Source organism: Micromonospora sp. NPDC003197, from assembly GCF_053590565.1.
Genome location: NZ_JBSFTE010000006.1, coordinates 228,326 through 244,448 on the forward strand (window position 1 = coordinate 228,326; position 16,123 = coordinate 244,448).

Below are 16,123 nucleotides of genomic sequence, written 5' to 3' on the forward strand. Positions count from 1 at the left end.
ATGTCGAACGTATCTGTCGGAGCCAGGGCCGAGAACGCGCCGGTGGAAGCCAAGGTCAAGGTGGCCACCGCGGCGGGCGCGGGGTCGGCGGGGGTGGTTGCCCCGTTCATTGTCTGGGTGGTGGACCAGCTCTTCTACGCCGGCGACGGGCCGCCCGAGGTGCCGCTGCCGGTCGTCGGGCTGATCGGGCTGATCGTGACCGGTGTCGGTACCTTCCTCGGTGGCTGGTCCGCCCGACACACGCCCCGCTAGCCCCACTGACTCGTCCTATCCGCTGACCATCGACCATGGTCGATGGGGCTGAATGGCCGATGGGGCTCAGTGGATGGTGCCGTCGACGATTGCCTCCGCGACCTGGCAGAACTGTGCCATGTCGGGCTGCCAGGCGGCGGCGATGTCCGGATGCAGCCCGGCGCGGGTCTCGTCGAGTAGACGACGGCAGACCTCGGCCGCCGGCTCACCCGCGTACCGGGCCTGAACCCGGTCGGTAGCCGCCCGCAGCGCCGAGGTCAGCTGCTCCTCCAACGGTCCGCGCAGCTTCTCCTGCGCTGGTGGAAGTTCGCTCGGATCGAGCGAGACGTGGGGCTCTGACATGGTTTCTCCTCCGTTGAGGATCCCGCCATACCCCATTTTGGCGGCCTGGCAAACCCAGAGGTTTCGACCCCATGTGTATTTTTTGTCCAAATAATTACTCTCCCGCTTTCGATGATGTTTCGCTGTTGCCGGCCACGGGCAGGGAGGGGGCACGAAACGCCCGCCCGCGCGGTACCAGCAGAAGTCCCGCTGCGTCGAGCGTGTCGCCGTGCGCCGGGCGCGGACCACCCCGGCAGTTGGCCCACAGAAAGTAGGGGACGGCGATGGAGAGTCCCGGGAGTAGCCGGCCACGGCGTGCCCGTACGGTCGCGGCGGCAGCCGCGCTCGCGTTACTGGCTCCGACCGCGTGCGGGTCAGGCGAGGAGAGCGGACCCCCGACGATCAACCTGTACTACCCACCCGAGCAGAGCATGCAGGAGGTGGTCGACGCCTGCAACGCCCAAGCCCAGGGCCGGTACCGGATCGCCTACCGGGTGCTTCCCCGCCAGGCCGACGACCAGCGGGTGCAGATGGTCCGGCGGCTCGCCGCCGAGGACACCGGTATGGACGTACTCGGTGTGGACGTGACCTGGACCCAGGAGTTCGCCAGTGCCGACTGGATCCGGGAGTGGACCGGCGCGGACGCCGAAGAGGCGCAGCGGGGCACCCTGGCCGGGCCCCTGGAGACCGCCCGCTACCAGGGCAAGTTGTACGCCGCACCGAAGCACACCAACGTGCAGCTGCTCTGGTATCGCACCGACCTGGTGCCACAGCCGCCGAAGACCTGGGACGAGATGATCGCGCAGGCCCAGCAGCTGAAGGGCCAGGGCAAGCCGTACCGGGTAATCACCATGGGGGCCCAGTACGAGGGCCTCGTGGTCCTCTACAACACCATGGTCGCCAGTGCCGGCGGGCAGATCCTCAACAGCGAGGGCACCAAAGTCGTGCTGGACGACGGTGCGGTCAAGGCGCTGGAACAGCTCAAACGGCTGGCCACCGCCGGCGTGACCAGCCCGTCGTTCGCCAACGCCACCGAGGACCCGGCCCGGCTGGAATTCCAGTCCGGCGGGGGTGCGTTCCAGCTCAACTGGCCGTTCGTCTATCCCGCCCTACAGGAGGCCGACCCGGAGCTGGCCGCCAAGGTCAAGTGGGCCCGCTACCCGGGAGTGGACGAGAACACCCCGAGCCGGGCCACCATCGGCGGCTCCAACCTGGCGGTCAGCGCCTTCTCCCGGCACCCCACGGAGTCGTTCGAGGCGGCGAAGTGCCTGCGCAACGCCGAGAACCAGAAAATCAGCGCGGTCAAGGGGGGCGTACCGCCGACCCTGGAGTCGGTCTACGCCGACCCGGAGATGGACGAGGCGTACCCGATGAAGGAGACCATCCTGGCGGAGCTGAAGGACGCCGCCACCCGGCCGCTGAGCCCGGCGTACCAGAACATCTCCACGGTGATCTCGGCGGAGCTCTCGCCGCCCTCGGCGATCGAGCCCGACCGGACCGCGAAGGACCTGCGTCGGTCTATCGCCGACGCCCTGGAGTCGAAGGGGGTGCTGCCATGAGCGGGCAGAGCGGGACGCCCCTGGGCGCGGAACTGGCCATCGAGGAGACCGAACGGGCAGAACGGGCCGAAGGCCGGCGACGGCGTCGCCGTGCGCCGTTGAGTGAAGGTCGGCGGGCCGAACGGCGGCTCGGCTGGCTGCTCTGCGCCCCGGCCGCCATCGTGATGGTCGCGGTGACGGCGTACCCGATCCTCTACTCGGTCTGGCTGTCGCTGCAGCGCTTCGACCTGAAGTTCCCCGACCAGCGGAAGTTCGTCGGGCTGGAGAACTACGCCACGGTGCTGACCAACGAGTACTGGTGGACCGCGTTCGGGGTGACCCTGCTGATCACGGTGGTGACCGTCGCCGTGGAACTGGTGCTCGGCATGGGGCTGGCCATCGTCATGCACCGGACCCTGGTCGGGCGCGGGCTGGTCCGGACCGCGGCCCTGATTCCGTACGGGATCGTCACGGTGGTCGCCGCCTTCTCCTGGCGGTACGCCTGGACACCCGGCACCGGATACCTGGCGAACGTCTTCGGCGACGGCGCGCCACTGACCGACCGGGCCGCCTCCCTGGCGATCATCATGCTGGCCGAGATCTGGAAGACCACCCCGTTCATGGCCCTGCTGCTGATGGCCGGGCTGGCGTTGGTCCCCGACGACCTGCTCAAGGCGGCCTCGACCGACGGGGCGACCGCCTGGCAGCGGTTCACCAAGGTGATGCTGCCGGTGATGAAGCCGGCGATCCTGGTGGCGCTGCTGTTCCGGACCCTGGACGCGTTCCGGGTCTTCGACAACATCTTCGTGTTGACCGCCGGCAGTAACCAGACCTCGTCGGTGTCGATGCTCGCCTACAACAACCTGATGCGGGGACTGAACCTGGGCATCGGGTCCACGATGTCGGTGCTGATCTTCCTCGCCGTGGCGATCATCGCATTCATCTTCGTGAAGCTGTTCGGTACGGCTGCCCCGGGCAGCTCGGATGAGGAGAGGCGCTGATGGCAACCCTGGACACCACGACCGGTACGAAGTGGCGCTGGGGGCTGCTGGACGTCGTCGTCATCGTCTTCGCCCTGGTCCCGGTGCTGTGGATCGCGTCGCTGTCGTTCAAGACCCCGGCCACGCTGACCGACGGCCGGTTCATCCCGCGTGAGTGGACGCTGGAGAACTATCGGGCCATCTTCACCACCGACCAGTTCGTCCGGGCGCTGGTCAACTCGATCGGCATCGCGCTCATCGCCACCGTCATCGCCGTCGTGCTCGGCATGATGGCCGCGTACGCCATTGCCCGGCTGGACTTCCCCGGCAAGGGGCTACTGGTCGGCGTCTCCCTGCTGATCGCGATGTTTCCGCAGGTGTCACTGGTGTCGCCGCTGTTCGAGATCGAACGGCAGCTCGGCCTCTTCGACACCTGGCCGGGGCTGATCCTGCCGTACATCACCTTCGCGTTGCCGCTGGCGATCTACACGCTGTCGGCGTTCTTCAAGCAGATCCCGTGGGACCTGGAGAAGGCGGCCAAGATGGACGGCGCGACGCAGGGGCAGGCGTTCCGGCGGGTGATCGCCCCGCTGGCCGCGCCGGGAGTGTTCACCACCGCGATCCTGGTCTTCATCTTCTGCTGGAACGACTTCCTCTTCGCGATCTCGCTGACCTCGACCGAGCGGTCCCGTACGGTGCCGGTGGCGCTGTCGTTCTTCACCGGCGAGTCGCAGTTCGAGGATCCCACCGGGGCGATCTCCGCCGCCGCCGTGGTGATCACCGTTCCGATCATCCTCTTCGTGCTCTTCTTCCAGCGCCGCATCGTGTCGGGGCTGACCTCCGGCGCTGTCAAGGGATAGGTGATATTCGTGGCTGACATCGTGCTCGACAAGGTGGGCAAGCGGTTCCCGGACGGCACCGTCGCGGTGCGCGACATCGACCTGGAGATCGCCGACGGGGAGTTCGTCATCCTGGTCGGCCCCTCGGGATGCGGCAAGTCCACCACCCTGAACATGATCGCCGGGCTGGAGGACATCAGCTCCGGTGAGCTGCGGATCGATGGTGAGCGGGTCAACGACAAGGCACCCCGGGACCGGGACATCGCCATGGTGTTCCAGTCCTACGCCCTGTATCCGAACATGACCGTACGGGAGAACATGGCGTTCCCGCTGCGGCTGGCGAAGCTGGACAAGGCCACCATAGACGAGAAGGTCGAGGAGGCGGCCAAGGTGCTGGAGTTGACGCCGCTGCTGGACCGCAAACCGGCCAACCTCTCCGGCGGCCAGCGGCAGCGGGTGGCGATGGGCCGGGCGATCGTCCGGCGGCCGAAGGCGTTCCTGATGGACGAGCCGCTGTCCAATCTGGACGCCAAACTGCGGGTGCAGATGCGTACCGTGGTGTCCCGGTTACAGAAGCAGCTCGGCACCACCACCGTCTACGTCACCCACGACCAGACCGAGGCGATGACCCTGGGCGACCGCGTGGTGATCATGCGGGCCGGTGCGGTGCAGCAGGTCGGCCCACCCCAGGAGCTGTACGACCACCCGGCCAACCTGTTCGTCGCCGGGTTCATCGGCTCGCCGTCGATGAACTTCCTGCACGCGGCAGTGGAGGAGGGGCGGCTGCGGACCGCCCTGGGCGACCTGCCGTTGGGGCAGCGGCTGCGCCGGGAGTTGACCGCCGCCGACGCACCCCGGGAGTTGATCCTCGGCATCCGTCCGGAGCACTTCGAGGATGCCGACCTGGTCGATGAGCAGACCCGGCCCAAGGGAATCGAGTTCGAGGCGCCGGTCGACATCGTCGAGTCGATGGGCTCGGACAAGTACGTCTACTTCAGCGTCGAGGGGGAGCGGGCCCGCGCCGCCGAGCTGGAGGAGTTGGCTGCCGATGCCGGGGCCGCCGACTTCGCCGGGGCGGGGAGTGCGCTGGTCACCCGGCTGTCGGCCGAATCCACCGTACGGGAGGGGGAGACCCGTCGGGTCTGGGTGAACCTGGAGAAGCTGCACCTGTTCGACCCGGCCAACGGCCGTAACCTGACCCTGCACGAGGGCCGTTCGGCCGGTGCCCTGGCCGACTGATCATTGAGGAATGGTCGCCTGTCGGTTAATGACCTTGAGTCAATCCGGCCGTTGATGCGTCCAGTGTTGCCCGGTTTGTGGTTGCAGTTTGTGATCGCCTCTTTACAGATGTCCATGTAGATCGTCTATGGTTCCCGCGCTGTCTTCATAGATCATCGGGAGTCATGGTGGGGCGAGGTTGGCCATCTGGGCATGCGGCTGTCCGTAGTCGTGGTCGGCTGCGACGGCGGTTTGGGATAGCCATGGCTGCGGTGCTGGTAGGGGCGGTTGCGCCAGTTGGGGTGGCGTCGCAGGCATCGGCAGAGAGGAGCGCTGCGGCGTCGCCCACGGCCGGCCAGTTGTCGGCTGTGGATGAGGCGTCGGCGATGGCCCTGGCGTATCGGACCCGTAAGCCGGTTGAGGTGTCGGGGATGACGTCGGAGACGGGGCGTACGTGGGCGTTGCCGGATGGGACGTTCAAGTCGGAGCTGCATGTCGGGCCGGAGCGCACTCAGAATGAGGCGGGCTCGTGGGTGGATGTGGATCTGACGTTGGAGCGCAAGGCGGACGGCAGGGTCGCGCCGAGGGCCCATCCTCGTGGTCTGTCCTTGTCGGATGCCCGTGGAGCAGGGTCGGATGCGCTTGTGTCCTTGGGGCGTGGGGTTGAGCAGGTCAGCCTGGGATGGCGGGGTGAGCTGCCTCAGCCGGTCCTGGATGGGCCGAAGGCGACATACGTCGAGGTGAGGCCGGGTGTCGATCTGGTGATCGAGGCTGGTCGTACCGGATTTGAGTATTTCTTTGTGGTGAAGACGCCGGAGGCGGCGGCGGGTCTTGCGTCGGTGTCGATGCCGTGGGATACGGGGTCGTTGGAGCCGGTAGTGGTCGCGGGTAGCCCGGCTGCGGCCTTGCGTTCGACGGCGGGCTTACCGCCCGTCGTGGTGTCCGAGGCGCGGATGTGGGATGCCCGGGTGTCGCCGACGACGGGTGAACCGGTACACGCGGCCGACGTTCAAGTGGCGACTGAGACGAACCAGAGCGGTGGCACCGATCTGGTGTTGACGCCGGATCCGGCGTTCTACACGGATCCGGAGTTGACGTATCCGGTGACGATCGACCCGAAGGTGAATCTGAATCCCGCGTTTGATGGGTATGTGCAGAACACAATCACGGTAGACGACAAGTCGGGTGAGAAGGATCTGCGGCTGGGGTTCAGTGACGACGCATCTGAGGGCTGTGGCTCGGGGTGTAAGGCCCGGTCGTTCCTGAGCTTCCACGGCATGGAGGCATACCGTGGTGCATCGGTGGTGTCAGCCGAGCTGTTCCTGTGGAACTTCCACTCCTGGTCGTGTACCGCTACGGAGTGGCAGGCGTGGACGACGTCGTATGTGAACCACACCGCGCGGTGGGGGAGCCAGCCGACGTGGCGGGCATTGGACGGCATCTCGACGGGAACCAAGGGGTACGGCTCCTGTGGTGACGGTTGGGTGTCGGTATCGGTGAAGAAGACCTTCCAGGGGGCCTTCTCCTCTACTGACTCCACGGCGAATGTTGGACTGCAGGCGACCAGCGAGTCGAACCACAACGGGTGGAAGAAGTTCAACTCGTTTGAGGCAGCATCGAATCGGCCGTACGTGACGTTGGTTTACAACCGGACGCCGAACGTACCGACTGATCTGCAGGTGGACTCTTGCTATTCGGCGTGTGCCTCGCCAGCGGTGGTGCGGTCGGGTACGCCGAAGTTGAGGGCGAAGGTGTCGGACCCGGATGCCGGGGTGCTGCGGACCGAGTACGAGGTGTTCGACAACGCCAAGGCCAGGCAGGTGGCGAAGTCGGGTACGGCGGTGACGGGGGTCCCGTCGGGATCTTCTACGCAGCCGTGGTGGACGGTTGTGCCGTTGGCCGGTGCTGCCCTGCCGGATGGCACCTATCACTGGCGGGCTCGGGCGTGTGACTCGTACGTGTGCGGCGGCTACTCGGGCTGGTTCACCTTCACCGTCGATACGCAGGACGTGTCGTTGCCGATGGTGACGGCGACGCCGTACGCGGAGAAGTCGACGGGGACGTGGAACGGTGGCCCTGGCTCCCGGTGTTACCAACATGGCGGAGTACATGTACAGCCTCAACGGCGGCAACTATGTGACAGTGCCGGCCGGGCAGGCGCAGGCTGAGCAGTTGACCGAGAACCAGCAGCAGGTCTCCACCGATCTGACCGGGTTCACGGTGATGCCATTCCTGACGATGGTTCGCAGCACTGAACGCGGCCACAACAGTCCGTCATCGTTGAAGTTGACACCGACGGCGACGGGCAGCGGAGCGGGCGCGACGACCGGTGACACCTTCGCTTCCATCGAGGGAGACTACGGCGGCATGCGGTTGGGTATGCAGGCGGGAAAGCGGTACGCGATCAGCGCCTGGATCTATGTACCGGCCGCGACGGGTCTTAGTCCGCTTGATTCTCGCGGGTTGAGCATTGTGGCGCACTACAAAGACAGTGCCGCCTACACCGGACTGCCGTCGTCGAAGCCAACGGCAGTCGATACCTGGCAAAAGCTGACCACGGTGATGACAATTCCTACTACTGCGACCGATGCGTTCATCCGGTTGTATAACGGTTTCCCGGTCGGCTCGAACAAGTCGGTGTTCTGGGACGACATGTCCGTCCGTGAGGTAGTCGGCGATACCGGGTTCGAGTCGATCACTCCGACGCGGGATGGAGTGAACAGGCTTGAGGTATGGGCGCGTAACACCGCCGGTACGACCAGCGACCCGAGGGTGTACGACTTCCTGGTCACCCCGAGCACGGGCTCGTGGAACTGGACCCTGGACGAACCAGCGGGAGCTACCGTCGCCAACTCCGTACCGGGCACGTTCCCGGCGGACGTGAGCGGGACTGGGGTGTCGTGGCAACAGGCCGGCAAGGTCGGCACCGGCGCGGTCACCCTGGACGGCAACGGGCAGTTGGCTACCCGGTCCCCGGTGCTGGACACGACCGCACCGGCAGGGTTCACCGTCGCGGCCTGGGTCCGGGCGACCGACACCACCACCGCCCACACGGCTGTCTCCCAGGACGGCGTGAACACGGCGATGTTCCGGATCGGCCTGCGTAAGGACCGTGACCTGGACGGCGACGAGGTACTCGACGCGGAATGGTGCTTCACCATGACCGCAGCCGACACCGCAGGCGCGGCGGAGATCAGCGCCTGCACCACCGAGTACGTCATCGAAGGCGACTGGGTGAGCCTGGTCGGCATCTACGACAGAGCCGCAAGCAAGATCAGGTTGTACGTGAACGGGACTGACAACCTCGGTGGTGTGGTTGCCGAGGCTGACTTCAGCAGCGGATGGTCAGCCACTGGCGTGTTCGTCATGGGCAGGGCCTGGAGCGGCGCAACCGCAGGACAGTGGGTTGGCGACCTCGACCACGTTTACGCCGCACAGCGAGTCTGGGGCAGCTCCGACATCGATCGTTTTGCCAACCGGTAGCAGTACATGAGTTTGAGTCGTTGGGTCGTCGCGCGGTGGAGGGAGTGCAAAGTGGGTGCGGTGGGAAGGCGTCCGCTTCGGGGGACAGCTATGTCGACCATGGGACGTGCCAGTCGTCGGCTAGCCGGTGCGGTGGCGACCGTCATGGCCATCACTCTGGCTAGCGAGATACCTGCGGCGGCCGCTCCTATTGATACGTGGAAGGCGCCGACCCCGAAGGATGTGACCGGGGTGGCGGTCGCACCAGTGAAACCCAAGGTGCGCCCGTCTTGGACAGCGGCAGGCAACGAGGTCAAAGGAACTCGCAAGGTCTCCTGGCCAGTACCCGGCAAGGCATACGCCGATCTATCGCAATCATCTGCTACAGCGGCTGGCGAGGCAGGGGCGGTAGCCGGTAAACAAGCCGGCAGTTTGCCGGTCTGGGTAGCGTCCGCACCGCTATCCGCTGGCCAGGACGTGCAGCGCGGCATGGTCGGGGCATCGGGCGTTGTCGACCGGGTGGCAGTGGAGGTTGCTGATCGCGCCACCGCTGACCGTGCTGGTGTCTCCGGTCTGGTGCTGAAGGTGAGCCGAGCTGACGGGGTGGTTCGAGCCGGCCATGTCTCAGTGCGCGTGGACTACTCGGCGTTCGCGGGTGCGTACGGCGGGGACTGGGCGTCGCGGTTGCGACTGGTGACGTTGCCCGATGGAAGACCCCTAGCGTCGCGGAATGACGCGCGCTCCAACATGGTGACAGCCGAGGTGCCCTTGGCTGCTGACGGCGGTGCCACCCTCCTGGCGGCGACCGCTGGTCCTTCCGGCGACAATGGTGACTACACCGCGACGAGTCTCTCCCCATCGAGCACCTGGCAGGTGTCACAGCAGACGGGCGATTTTGCCTGGTCGTACCCGTTGCGTATGGTGCCGGCGGTTGGCGGGCCGGAACCCTCTCTGGCTTTGGCATATTCGTCCGGGTCTGTCGATGGCCGCACGGGTGGCACGAACACCCAGGGGTCGTGGATCGGTGACGGTTGGGACATGTGGCCCGGATACGTCGAGCGCAAGTTCAAAGCGTGTGCCGACGACAAGGATGCTGAGCGAGACCAGCAGCCGAACAACAAGACCGTGTACGGCGGGGACCTGTGCTGGTTCAAGCCGGAGGGCAACGCCACCATCTCACTGAACGGGCGGGCAACCGAGCTGGTGAAGTCCACCGGCAACACCTGGAAGGGTGTTTCCGACGACGGCGCGAAGATCGAGTTGTTGAAGGACACCTCGTTCGGCAACGGCGACAACGATGGGGAGTACTGGAAGGTCACCGCAATCGACGGCACCCAGTATTTCTTCGGTCGGAACAGCGGACCGGGCGGCGCGTCCGGTACGGCGGCCACGAAGTCGGTCTGGACCGCTCCGATCTACGGCAACCACCCGGATGAGCCCGGCTACAAGGCTGGCGACTTCGCCGGCTCCCGCACCACCCAGGGGTGGCGGTGGAACCTCGACTACGTCATCGACCCGCACGGCAACACCATGACCTACTTCTATGAGCGGGAGTCCGGCGCGTACGGCCGGGAAGGCGATGTCGACAAGCGCACCACCTACGACCGGGGCGGCTGGCTGTCCCGCATCGAATACGGTAACCGCGCCGACGCTGCCACGACCACCCAGGCAGCGGCCCGAGTCATCTTTGACGTCGCTGATCGCTGTGACACCAACTGCTGGACGGGCTCAGACCCGGTAAAGGCATCCTGGCTGGACACCCCGTGGGACCAGTACTGCAAGGCGGCTCCCTGCACTGACCAGTTGGCGCCGACGTTCTGGACTGCTAAGCGGCTGTCGCAGGTGCGTTCCCAGGTGTACTCGGGCACCGGTGACGTGTACGACGAGGTGGAGTGGTGGACTCTCCGTCACACCTATCTACAGTCGGGTGACAACGAAGGTAAGCCGATGTGGCTGGCCGGCATTACCCGTACCGGCAAGGTGACCACCGCAGGCGGGCCGGAGGTAACCGACCCTGAGGTGGTGTTCGACCCGGGCACGGAGGCGTTGGCGAACCGGGTCGACGCGATGGCCGACGGTCGCTCCAACCTGTTCCGCTACCGGATCAACACCATTACCACCGAGTCCGGTGCCCAGATCGCGGTGTCCTACTCCGACCCCGAATGCGTCCGGTCCAGCCTGCCCACCGTGCATGACAACAACAAACGCTGCTTCCCGCAGTACTACGCCCCGGAGGGTGAAGAACCGAAGCTGGACTGGTTCCACAAGTATGTGGTGACTCGCGTGGACGTGTACGACAACACCGGCGGGTTTGCGCACGAGCAGACCAACTACGACTACCTCGACACCCCGGCCTGGCACTACGACGATTCCGAGCTCGTGGAGGAGAAGAAGCGCACCTGGGGGCAGTTCCGCGGATACGGCAAGGTCCGCGTCCGTAAGGGACTCGAATCCGGTATACAAACTGCTACCGAGTATCTCTACCTGCGCGGCATGCACGGTGACAAGCAACCTACCGGTACCCGTAATGTCGTGGTCACCGACTCGCAGGGCGAAGCCTTCGAGGATCACGAAGCCTACAACGGAATGCTCCGAGAAGAGACGACCCTTCTCGGCTCCGATGGCAGTTGGATCTATGGAACGATCAACACCCCCGTCAGACAGGGACCGACCGCTTCATCCGGTCCCTTACGGGCGTGGATGACCAACGTCGGCACGGTCCGTAACCGCACCAAGCTCTCCGGCGATGCCGTGCGTTGGACCAAGACCATCACCGCCTACAACAGTGACAACCTTCCGGTTCAGGTCGACGATCTCGGTGACGAGAACTCGGCGAAGACTGAAGACGACATCTGCGTCCGCACCGTATACGCCCGCAACTCGGCAAACTGGATGCTCAACCGGGTCAAGGAAAGCAAGACAGTCGGCGTCAACTGCGCGGCCGAGCCAGCTTTGCCAGGGGACGTCCTGACGTGGACCCGCACCACCTATGACGCAGAGACAAACGACTGGGACACGTATCTGCCGGTCAAGGGCAACGTCGCCAAGGTCGAGGAAGTCGATTCGTGGAGCGGTGCGACGCCGAACTGGATCACCACCTCGCGTTCGGTGTACGACGCCAACGGGCGGGCGACCGAGGCCTACGACGTCCTGGGGCGCAAAACCGCCACCACCTTCACACCACTCGTTGCCGGACCGGTCGTCTCCGTACGAGTCGCCAACAACCTCGGGCACACCGCCACCGCGACCATGGAACCCGCATGGAGCCTGCCCGTCACGACCGTGGACGATGCCAACGCTGCTCGGACCGACCTGGCCTACGACGGATTGGGGCGCGTTCTCAAGGTCTGGCTCCCCGGCCGGGCCAAAGCCACCTACCCCAATGCGCCCAACAGTCAGTTCGCCTACCTGGTGCGGAACACCGCGCCAACCGCCGTCACCATCAAAACCCTGCTACCGAACGGCACCCAGGCGTACCACACAGCGGTGACGCTGTACGACGGTCTATTGCGGCAGCGACAAACCCAGACCCAGGCACCCGGAGGCGGGCGTGTGCTCACCGACACCGTCTACGACTCGCGTGGCCTGGTCGAATGGGCCTCAAACCCCTACTACGACAGCACCAACACACCCCCGAACACCGCCCTCGTTGCCGGCCCAGGTACAGCAGCGATTCCCTCACTTATCTCCACCACCTACGACGAAGCCGGCCGGCTGACCAACGCAATTCTCAAATCGGGCGTCACCGAGAAGTGGCGCACGGTTACGTCGTACGGCGGAGACCGCACCAGCGTCACACCTCCCACAGGCGGGACCGCCACCACCAGCATCACCGACGCCCGCGGCCGGACAGTCGAACTACGCCACTACAGAAACCCCACCGATGTAGGTGACGACACCCCTTCTACCTTCGACAAGACCGAGTACGGCTACACCCGCCGGGGTGAGCTCGCCAGCGTCACCGACGCCGCTGGCAATACCTGGCGCTACGTCTACGACCAGCGCGGTCGGAAGATCAAGGACGAGGATCCCGACAAGGGAATTACCACCTCGACCTACGATGCCGTGGGGCAGTTGCTCACCAGCACCGACGCGCGCGGCATCACCCTGGCCTACACCTACGATGCGCTTGGCCGGAAGACCAGCCTCCGAGACGGATCCGCCACTGGGGCGAAGCGAGCCGAATGGGTCTACGACACCCTCCCCGGAGGGGTCGGGAAGATAACCAAGTCCATCCGATACGAACCCGCCGGCTCCACCAACGCCTACACCAACGAGATCGCGGCGTACGACGCGGCAGGTCGTCCCACCGGTATCAGGGTGACGATCCCCAGCAGTGAAGGTGGGCTGTGTGCAGCCGGCACCACCACCCCATGCGTCTATGACTACGCCACGACCTACCGGGCGAATGGACAGGTTGCCACCACGACCCTGCCCAGTGCCGCCGGTATGGCGAGTGAACAGCTTTCCTTCGCCTACAACGACGTCGGCGCACCCGACTACTTCTATTCGACCGGTAACTTCGAGCAGGGTTACGTCTACTCGACGGCATACAACAAGCTCGGTCAACTAACCCAGCGCGTCCTCGGCGACTATGGCAAGCGGACGACCTTCAACTACACCTACGAGGAATCAACCAACCGACTGACCAACGCCTACGCCATTCCCGAGCAGAAACCCGAGATCTTCGACTTCACCTACAGCTACGACGAGGCGGGCAACCTAACCAGCATCGCGGACAGGCCCGAAGGCGGAGCCGCGGACACACAGTGCTACCGCTATGACTACCTAAGCCGGCTTACCAACGCCTGGACCCTGACGAGCGGTGACTGCGCCCCCGATCCGGCAGTCTCAGGGTTGGGTGGGCCCGCACCCTACTGGCACTCCTATACCTATGACGCCACCGGTAACCGCCTTACCGAAACCCGGCACGCCAGTAGTAACACCACCCGCACCTACACCTACCCTGCCCAGGGCGGTGCTGCCGGCTCCAAGCCGCACGCCGTTACATCGGTAGTAACCACCGGTGCCACCACCAAGGCGGAGACCTACACCTACGATCAAGCAGGCAACACGCTCACCCGCCCCGGCGACAATGGTGACCAGACCCTAACCTGGAGCAACGAAGGACAACTGGCGACCGCCACCGACACCACCGGGGCCAGCAGCTACGTGTACGACGCTGACGGTAACCGGCTCATCCGCCGGGACCCGGCAGGTTCGACGCTCTACCTGCCTGGGGGCATGGAGGTCCGGAAACCGGAAAATTCTGCCGCCACATCTACGCGCTACTACAGCCACGGCGGCACCGTCATCGCGATGCGCACCTCCGCTGGCGCACTTGACTGGCTCGGAAGCGACCACCACAACACTGCCGAAGTCACGATCAGCAACACTGACCTCACCGTCTCCCGCCGCCGCTCCTACCCCTTCGGCGAAGAACGAGGCACCCCGGTCGGCACCTGGCCAGCAGCCATGGACAAGGGCTTCGTCGGTGGCACCAAGGACAACACTGGCCTGACTCACCTCGGAGCTCGCGAATACGATCCAGCCCTCGGTCGCTTTATCTCCGTCGACCCACTTATGGTCGTCGGCGACTCCCAGCAATGGAACGGCTACTCATACGCAAACAATAACCCAGCCACCCTTTCGGACCCCAGTGGTCTAGCCCCATGCGGCCCAGAAGACGACTGCTCTGGCTGGGGTGGGGGCGATCCAAACGAGAAAAATAACAACCCATGCTGGCCAGCCAAGTGCGAGGATGACAAGGGGGAGGATCCCTGGAAAAAGGGTTCGTGGGCTGGGGACGGGCCTAAAGGTGGGAAAGCCCCATCGCGCGGGCGCATGACAGAAGAAGTTTACGCTCAAGTTGTATATGGTACTCATCTATCCAACTTGGATTCGGTGCAGCGCCATCGGCTCCGATGGGCCGTCTTCTGCTACAACTACCACGAGTACTGCAAGTCGATGACCGATGCGCAGAACAAAGCGGTCAGCGACTTCTTGTTAGGCGTGACCGGAATCTCGGACTATACCGATTGTGCTAACGGTAGCGCAGCAGGATGTGCCTGGGTTGCGATCGGATTTATACCCTTTGGCATCGGCAAGATCGGGCGCGCCGGAACTGAGGTTGGCACTACGGGATATCGAATTGCCAAAGCTGCCTGCAGCTTCGGCGGGGACACTCTTGTCTTCATGGCTGACGGCACCACCAAAGCTATTAGTGAAATTGAGATAGGCGACCTTGTCCTCGCCACTGATCCGGAAACTGGGAAGCAGGGACCTCGTCCAGTAACCCAGCTGTGGATCCACGAGGACGAAATCGTCGATCTCGAAGTCGGCGGAAGCCGTCTTGCCACCACTGAGGATCACCCCTACTGGAACGCTACCGACCAGCAGTGGCAGCGAGTTGACGAACTCGACCAGGGCGACCTACTGCTAACTGCCGCCGGCGGGCAGGTCTCGGTTGGGGGGCTCGTTGACGCCACGACCCGTACCGCGACGGCCTACAATCTCACTGTCCACGACATCCACACGTACTATGTGCTCGCCGGCAACACACCCGTACTTGTGCACAACACCGGACCGTACTGCGGGAAGCCGTTCGGCGGTAAAAAGTCGGGTAAGGCTTCGTTCCATGGGACTGATTACTCACTCGATGAGATGGTGCAGTTCGTGCATGGGCATACGGGAGCAGGTAATCCAGCAATGGGGCGGCCGAGTGAGTTCGAGATTGAAGAAACCTTGAGAAACGCGGGACCTGTCAGGTTAAAGAATCGGGACGGCTCTTTGCAGAATTCTGCCAAGTTCGAACATAATGGCGTTCGGGTGATCATTAACTATGATCAGCCGTGGAAGAGCACCGCCTACTACAGGGGTGGCTGAGGTGATATCCGTGACTACCTTCAACGAGTGGCTGTCGCAACGCGTCAGTGGCGCAGACGCGTTCTTGTTCAACGCAGTCGTTGTTCCAATCTCACCCCGGGTCAGTCTCGGTGTGATGGATCTGCTTAGGGCGTGGTGGGAGCACCTGTCAAAGTTTGCGGCGGACCTTTCGGCGCCTCCTGGCGACCGCTCGACCTGGGGGGCGCACGACTACATCGCAGGGCTTATTCTTCGGGACCGGCTTGCGGTGGCTATTTCACGTGTCGATCCGATACGGAAAGACCGAATCAATTCGATCGTCGCAGAGGTTGACCAGCTCTTCATTGACTTTACGGAACGCGATGATGATGGTTGCGTCGAGCGAGCTGATGGACGGCAAGATCCTAGTCGCGGTTGGTGGTGGAGAAGGGTGCCGACATGTGGACCCATCCGAGCAGAATTCGGAGTCCAATACGGGCATGGGATAAATGGCGGCATCGCGTAATTGTGCGAGGTTGTTTCGGTGGCGGGGGTGGTGCCACTGCAGCTCGAACTGGACGTCAAAGAAATGTTTGAGCATACGTACGCGGCTACCTGACGGATGGTCACGGTCGTGCTGCAAATCGCCTAGCCTCGGCCCTTCGTTAAG

At 64.4% G+C, this 16,123-nt stretch carries 9 protein-coding genes; 8 read left to right on the forward strand and 1 reads right to left on the reverse strand.

Features of this window, described 5'->3' with window-relative positions; all coding sequences use genetic code 11:
- Entirely contained in the window at positions 1-252 is a 252-nt protein-coding gene (locus tag ACWDV4_RS09365; protein ID WP_449976155.1) for a hypothetical protein, read from the forward strand.
- Between the two features lie 66 nt (positions 253-318).
- Here the strand turns inward: ACWDV4_RS09365 and ACWDV4_RS09370 are convergent, their stop codons facing one another.
- Entirely contained in the window at positions 319-594 is a 276-nt protein-coding gene (locus tag ACWDV4_RS09370) for a hypothetical protein (RefSeq protein WP_449976156.1), read from the reverse strand.
- A gap of 263 nt (positions 595-857) precedes the next feature.
- On the opposite strand from ACWDV4_RS09370, the gene ACWDV4_RS09375 reads away from it, so the two are divergent.
- The 7 genes from ACWDV4_RS09375 to ACWDV4_RS09405 all read left to right on the forward strand — a co-directional run bounded on the left by ACWDV4_RS09375 (position 858) and on the right by ACWDV4_RS09405 (position 15,495).
- Positions 858-2,132, forward strand: coding sequence for an ABC transporter substrate-binding protein (locus tag ACWDV4_RS09375; protein WP_449976157.1), 1,275 nt, complete (start codon positions 858-860; stop codon positions 2,130-2,132).
- On the forward strand, positions 2,129-3,112 hold the full coding sequence (locus ACWDV4_RS09380; RefSeq protein WP_449976158.1) for a carbohydrate ABC transporter permease: 984 nt from the start codon (positions 2,129-2,131) through the stop codon (positions 3,110-3,112). The genes ACWDV4_RS09375 and ACWDV4_RS09380 overlap by 4 nt, the downstream gene beginning before the upstream one ends.
- A complete protein-coding gene (locus ACWDV4_RS09385) occupies positions 3,112-3,951 on the forward strand; it encodes a carbohydrate ABC transporter permease (RefSeq protein ID WP_449976159.1) in 840 nt (279 codons plus the stop codon). Before ACWDV4_RS09380 ends, ACWDV4_RS09385 begins: the two co-directional genes overlap by 1 nt.
- A gap of 9 nt (positions 3,952-3,960) precedes the next feature.
- Complete coding sequence (locus ACWDV4_RS09390; RefSeq protein ID WP_449976160.1) at positions 3,961-5,169, forward strand: ABC transporter ATP-binding protein; 1,209 nt, start codon at positions 3,961-3,963, stop codon at positions 5,167-5,169.
- Between the two features lie 623 nt (positions 5,170-5,792).
- Positions 5,793-7,316: a DNRLRE domain-containing protein gene (locus tag ACWDV4_RS09395; protein WP_449976161.1), complete on the forward strand. Its 1,524-nt coding sequence runs from the start codon at positions 5,793-5,795 to the stop codon at positions 7,314-7,316.
- Entirely contained in the window at positions 7,246-8,631 is a 1,386-nt protein-coding gene (locus ACWDV4_RS09400; RefSeq protein WP_449976163.1) for a LamG-like jellyroll fold domain-containing protein, read from the forward strand. Before ACWDV4_RS09395 ends, ACWDV4_RS09400 begins: the two co-directional genes overlap by 71 nt.
- A 231-nt stretch (positions 8,632-8,862) precedes the next feature.
- On the forward strand, positions 8,863-15,495 hold the full coding sequence (locus ACWDV4_RS09405; RefSeq protein WP_449976164.1) for a polymorphic toxin-type HINT domain-containing protein: 6,633 nt from the start codon (positions 8,863-8,865) through the stop codon (positions 15,493-15,495).
- The last annotated feature ends 628 nt before the right edge of the window (positions 15,496-16,123 follow it).

Bases quoted from the DNA above. Each gene is read 5' to 3' on its own strand.
- ACWDV4_RS09365 (WP_449976155.1), top strand. From the start codon at position 1: ATGTCGAACGTATCTGTCGGAGCCAGGGCCGAGAACGCGCCGGTGGAA.
- ACWDV4_RS09370 (WP_449976156.1), bottom strand. From the start codon at position 594: ATGTCAGAGCCCCACGTCTCGCTCGATCCGAGCGAACTTCCACCAGCG.
- ACWDV4_RS09375 (WP_449976157.1), top strand. From the start codon at position 858: ATGGAGAGTCCCGGGAGTAGCCGGCCACGGCGTGCCCGTACGGTCGCG.
- ACWDV4_RS09380 (WP_449976158.1), top strand. From the start codon at position 2,129: ATGAGCGGGCAGAGCGGGACGCCCCTGGGCGCGGAACTGGCCATCGAG.
- ACWDV4_RS09385 (WP_449976159.1), top strand. From the start codon at position 3,112: ATGGCAACCCTGGACACCACGACCGGTACGAAGTGGCGCTGGGGGCTG.
- ACWDV4_RS09400 (WP_449976163.1), top strand. From the start codon at position 7,246: ATGGCGGAGTACATGTACAGCCTCAACGGCGGCAACTATGTGACAGTG.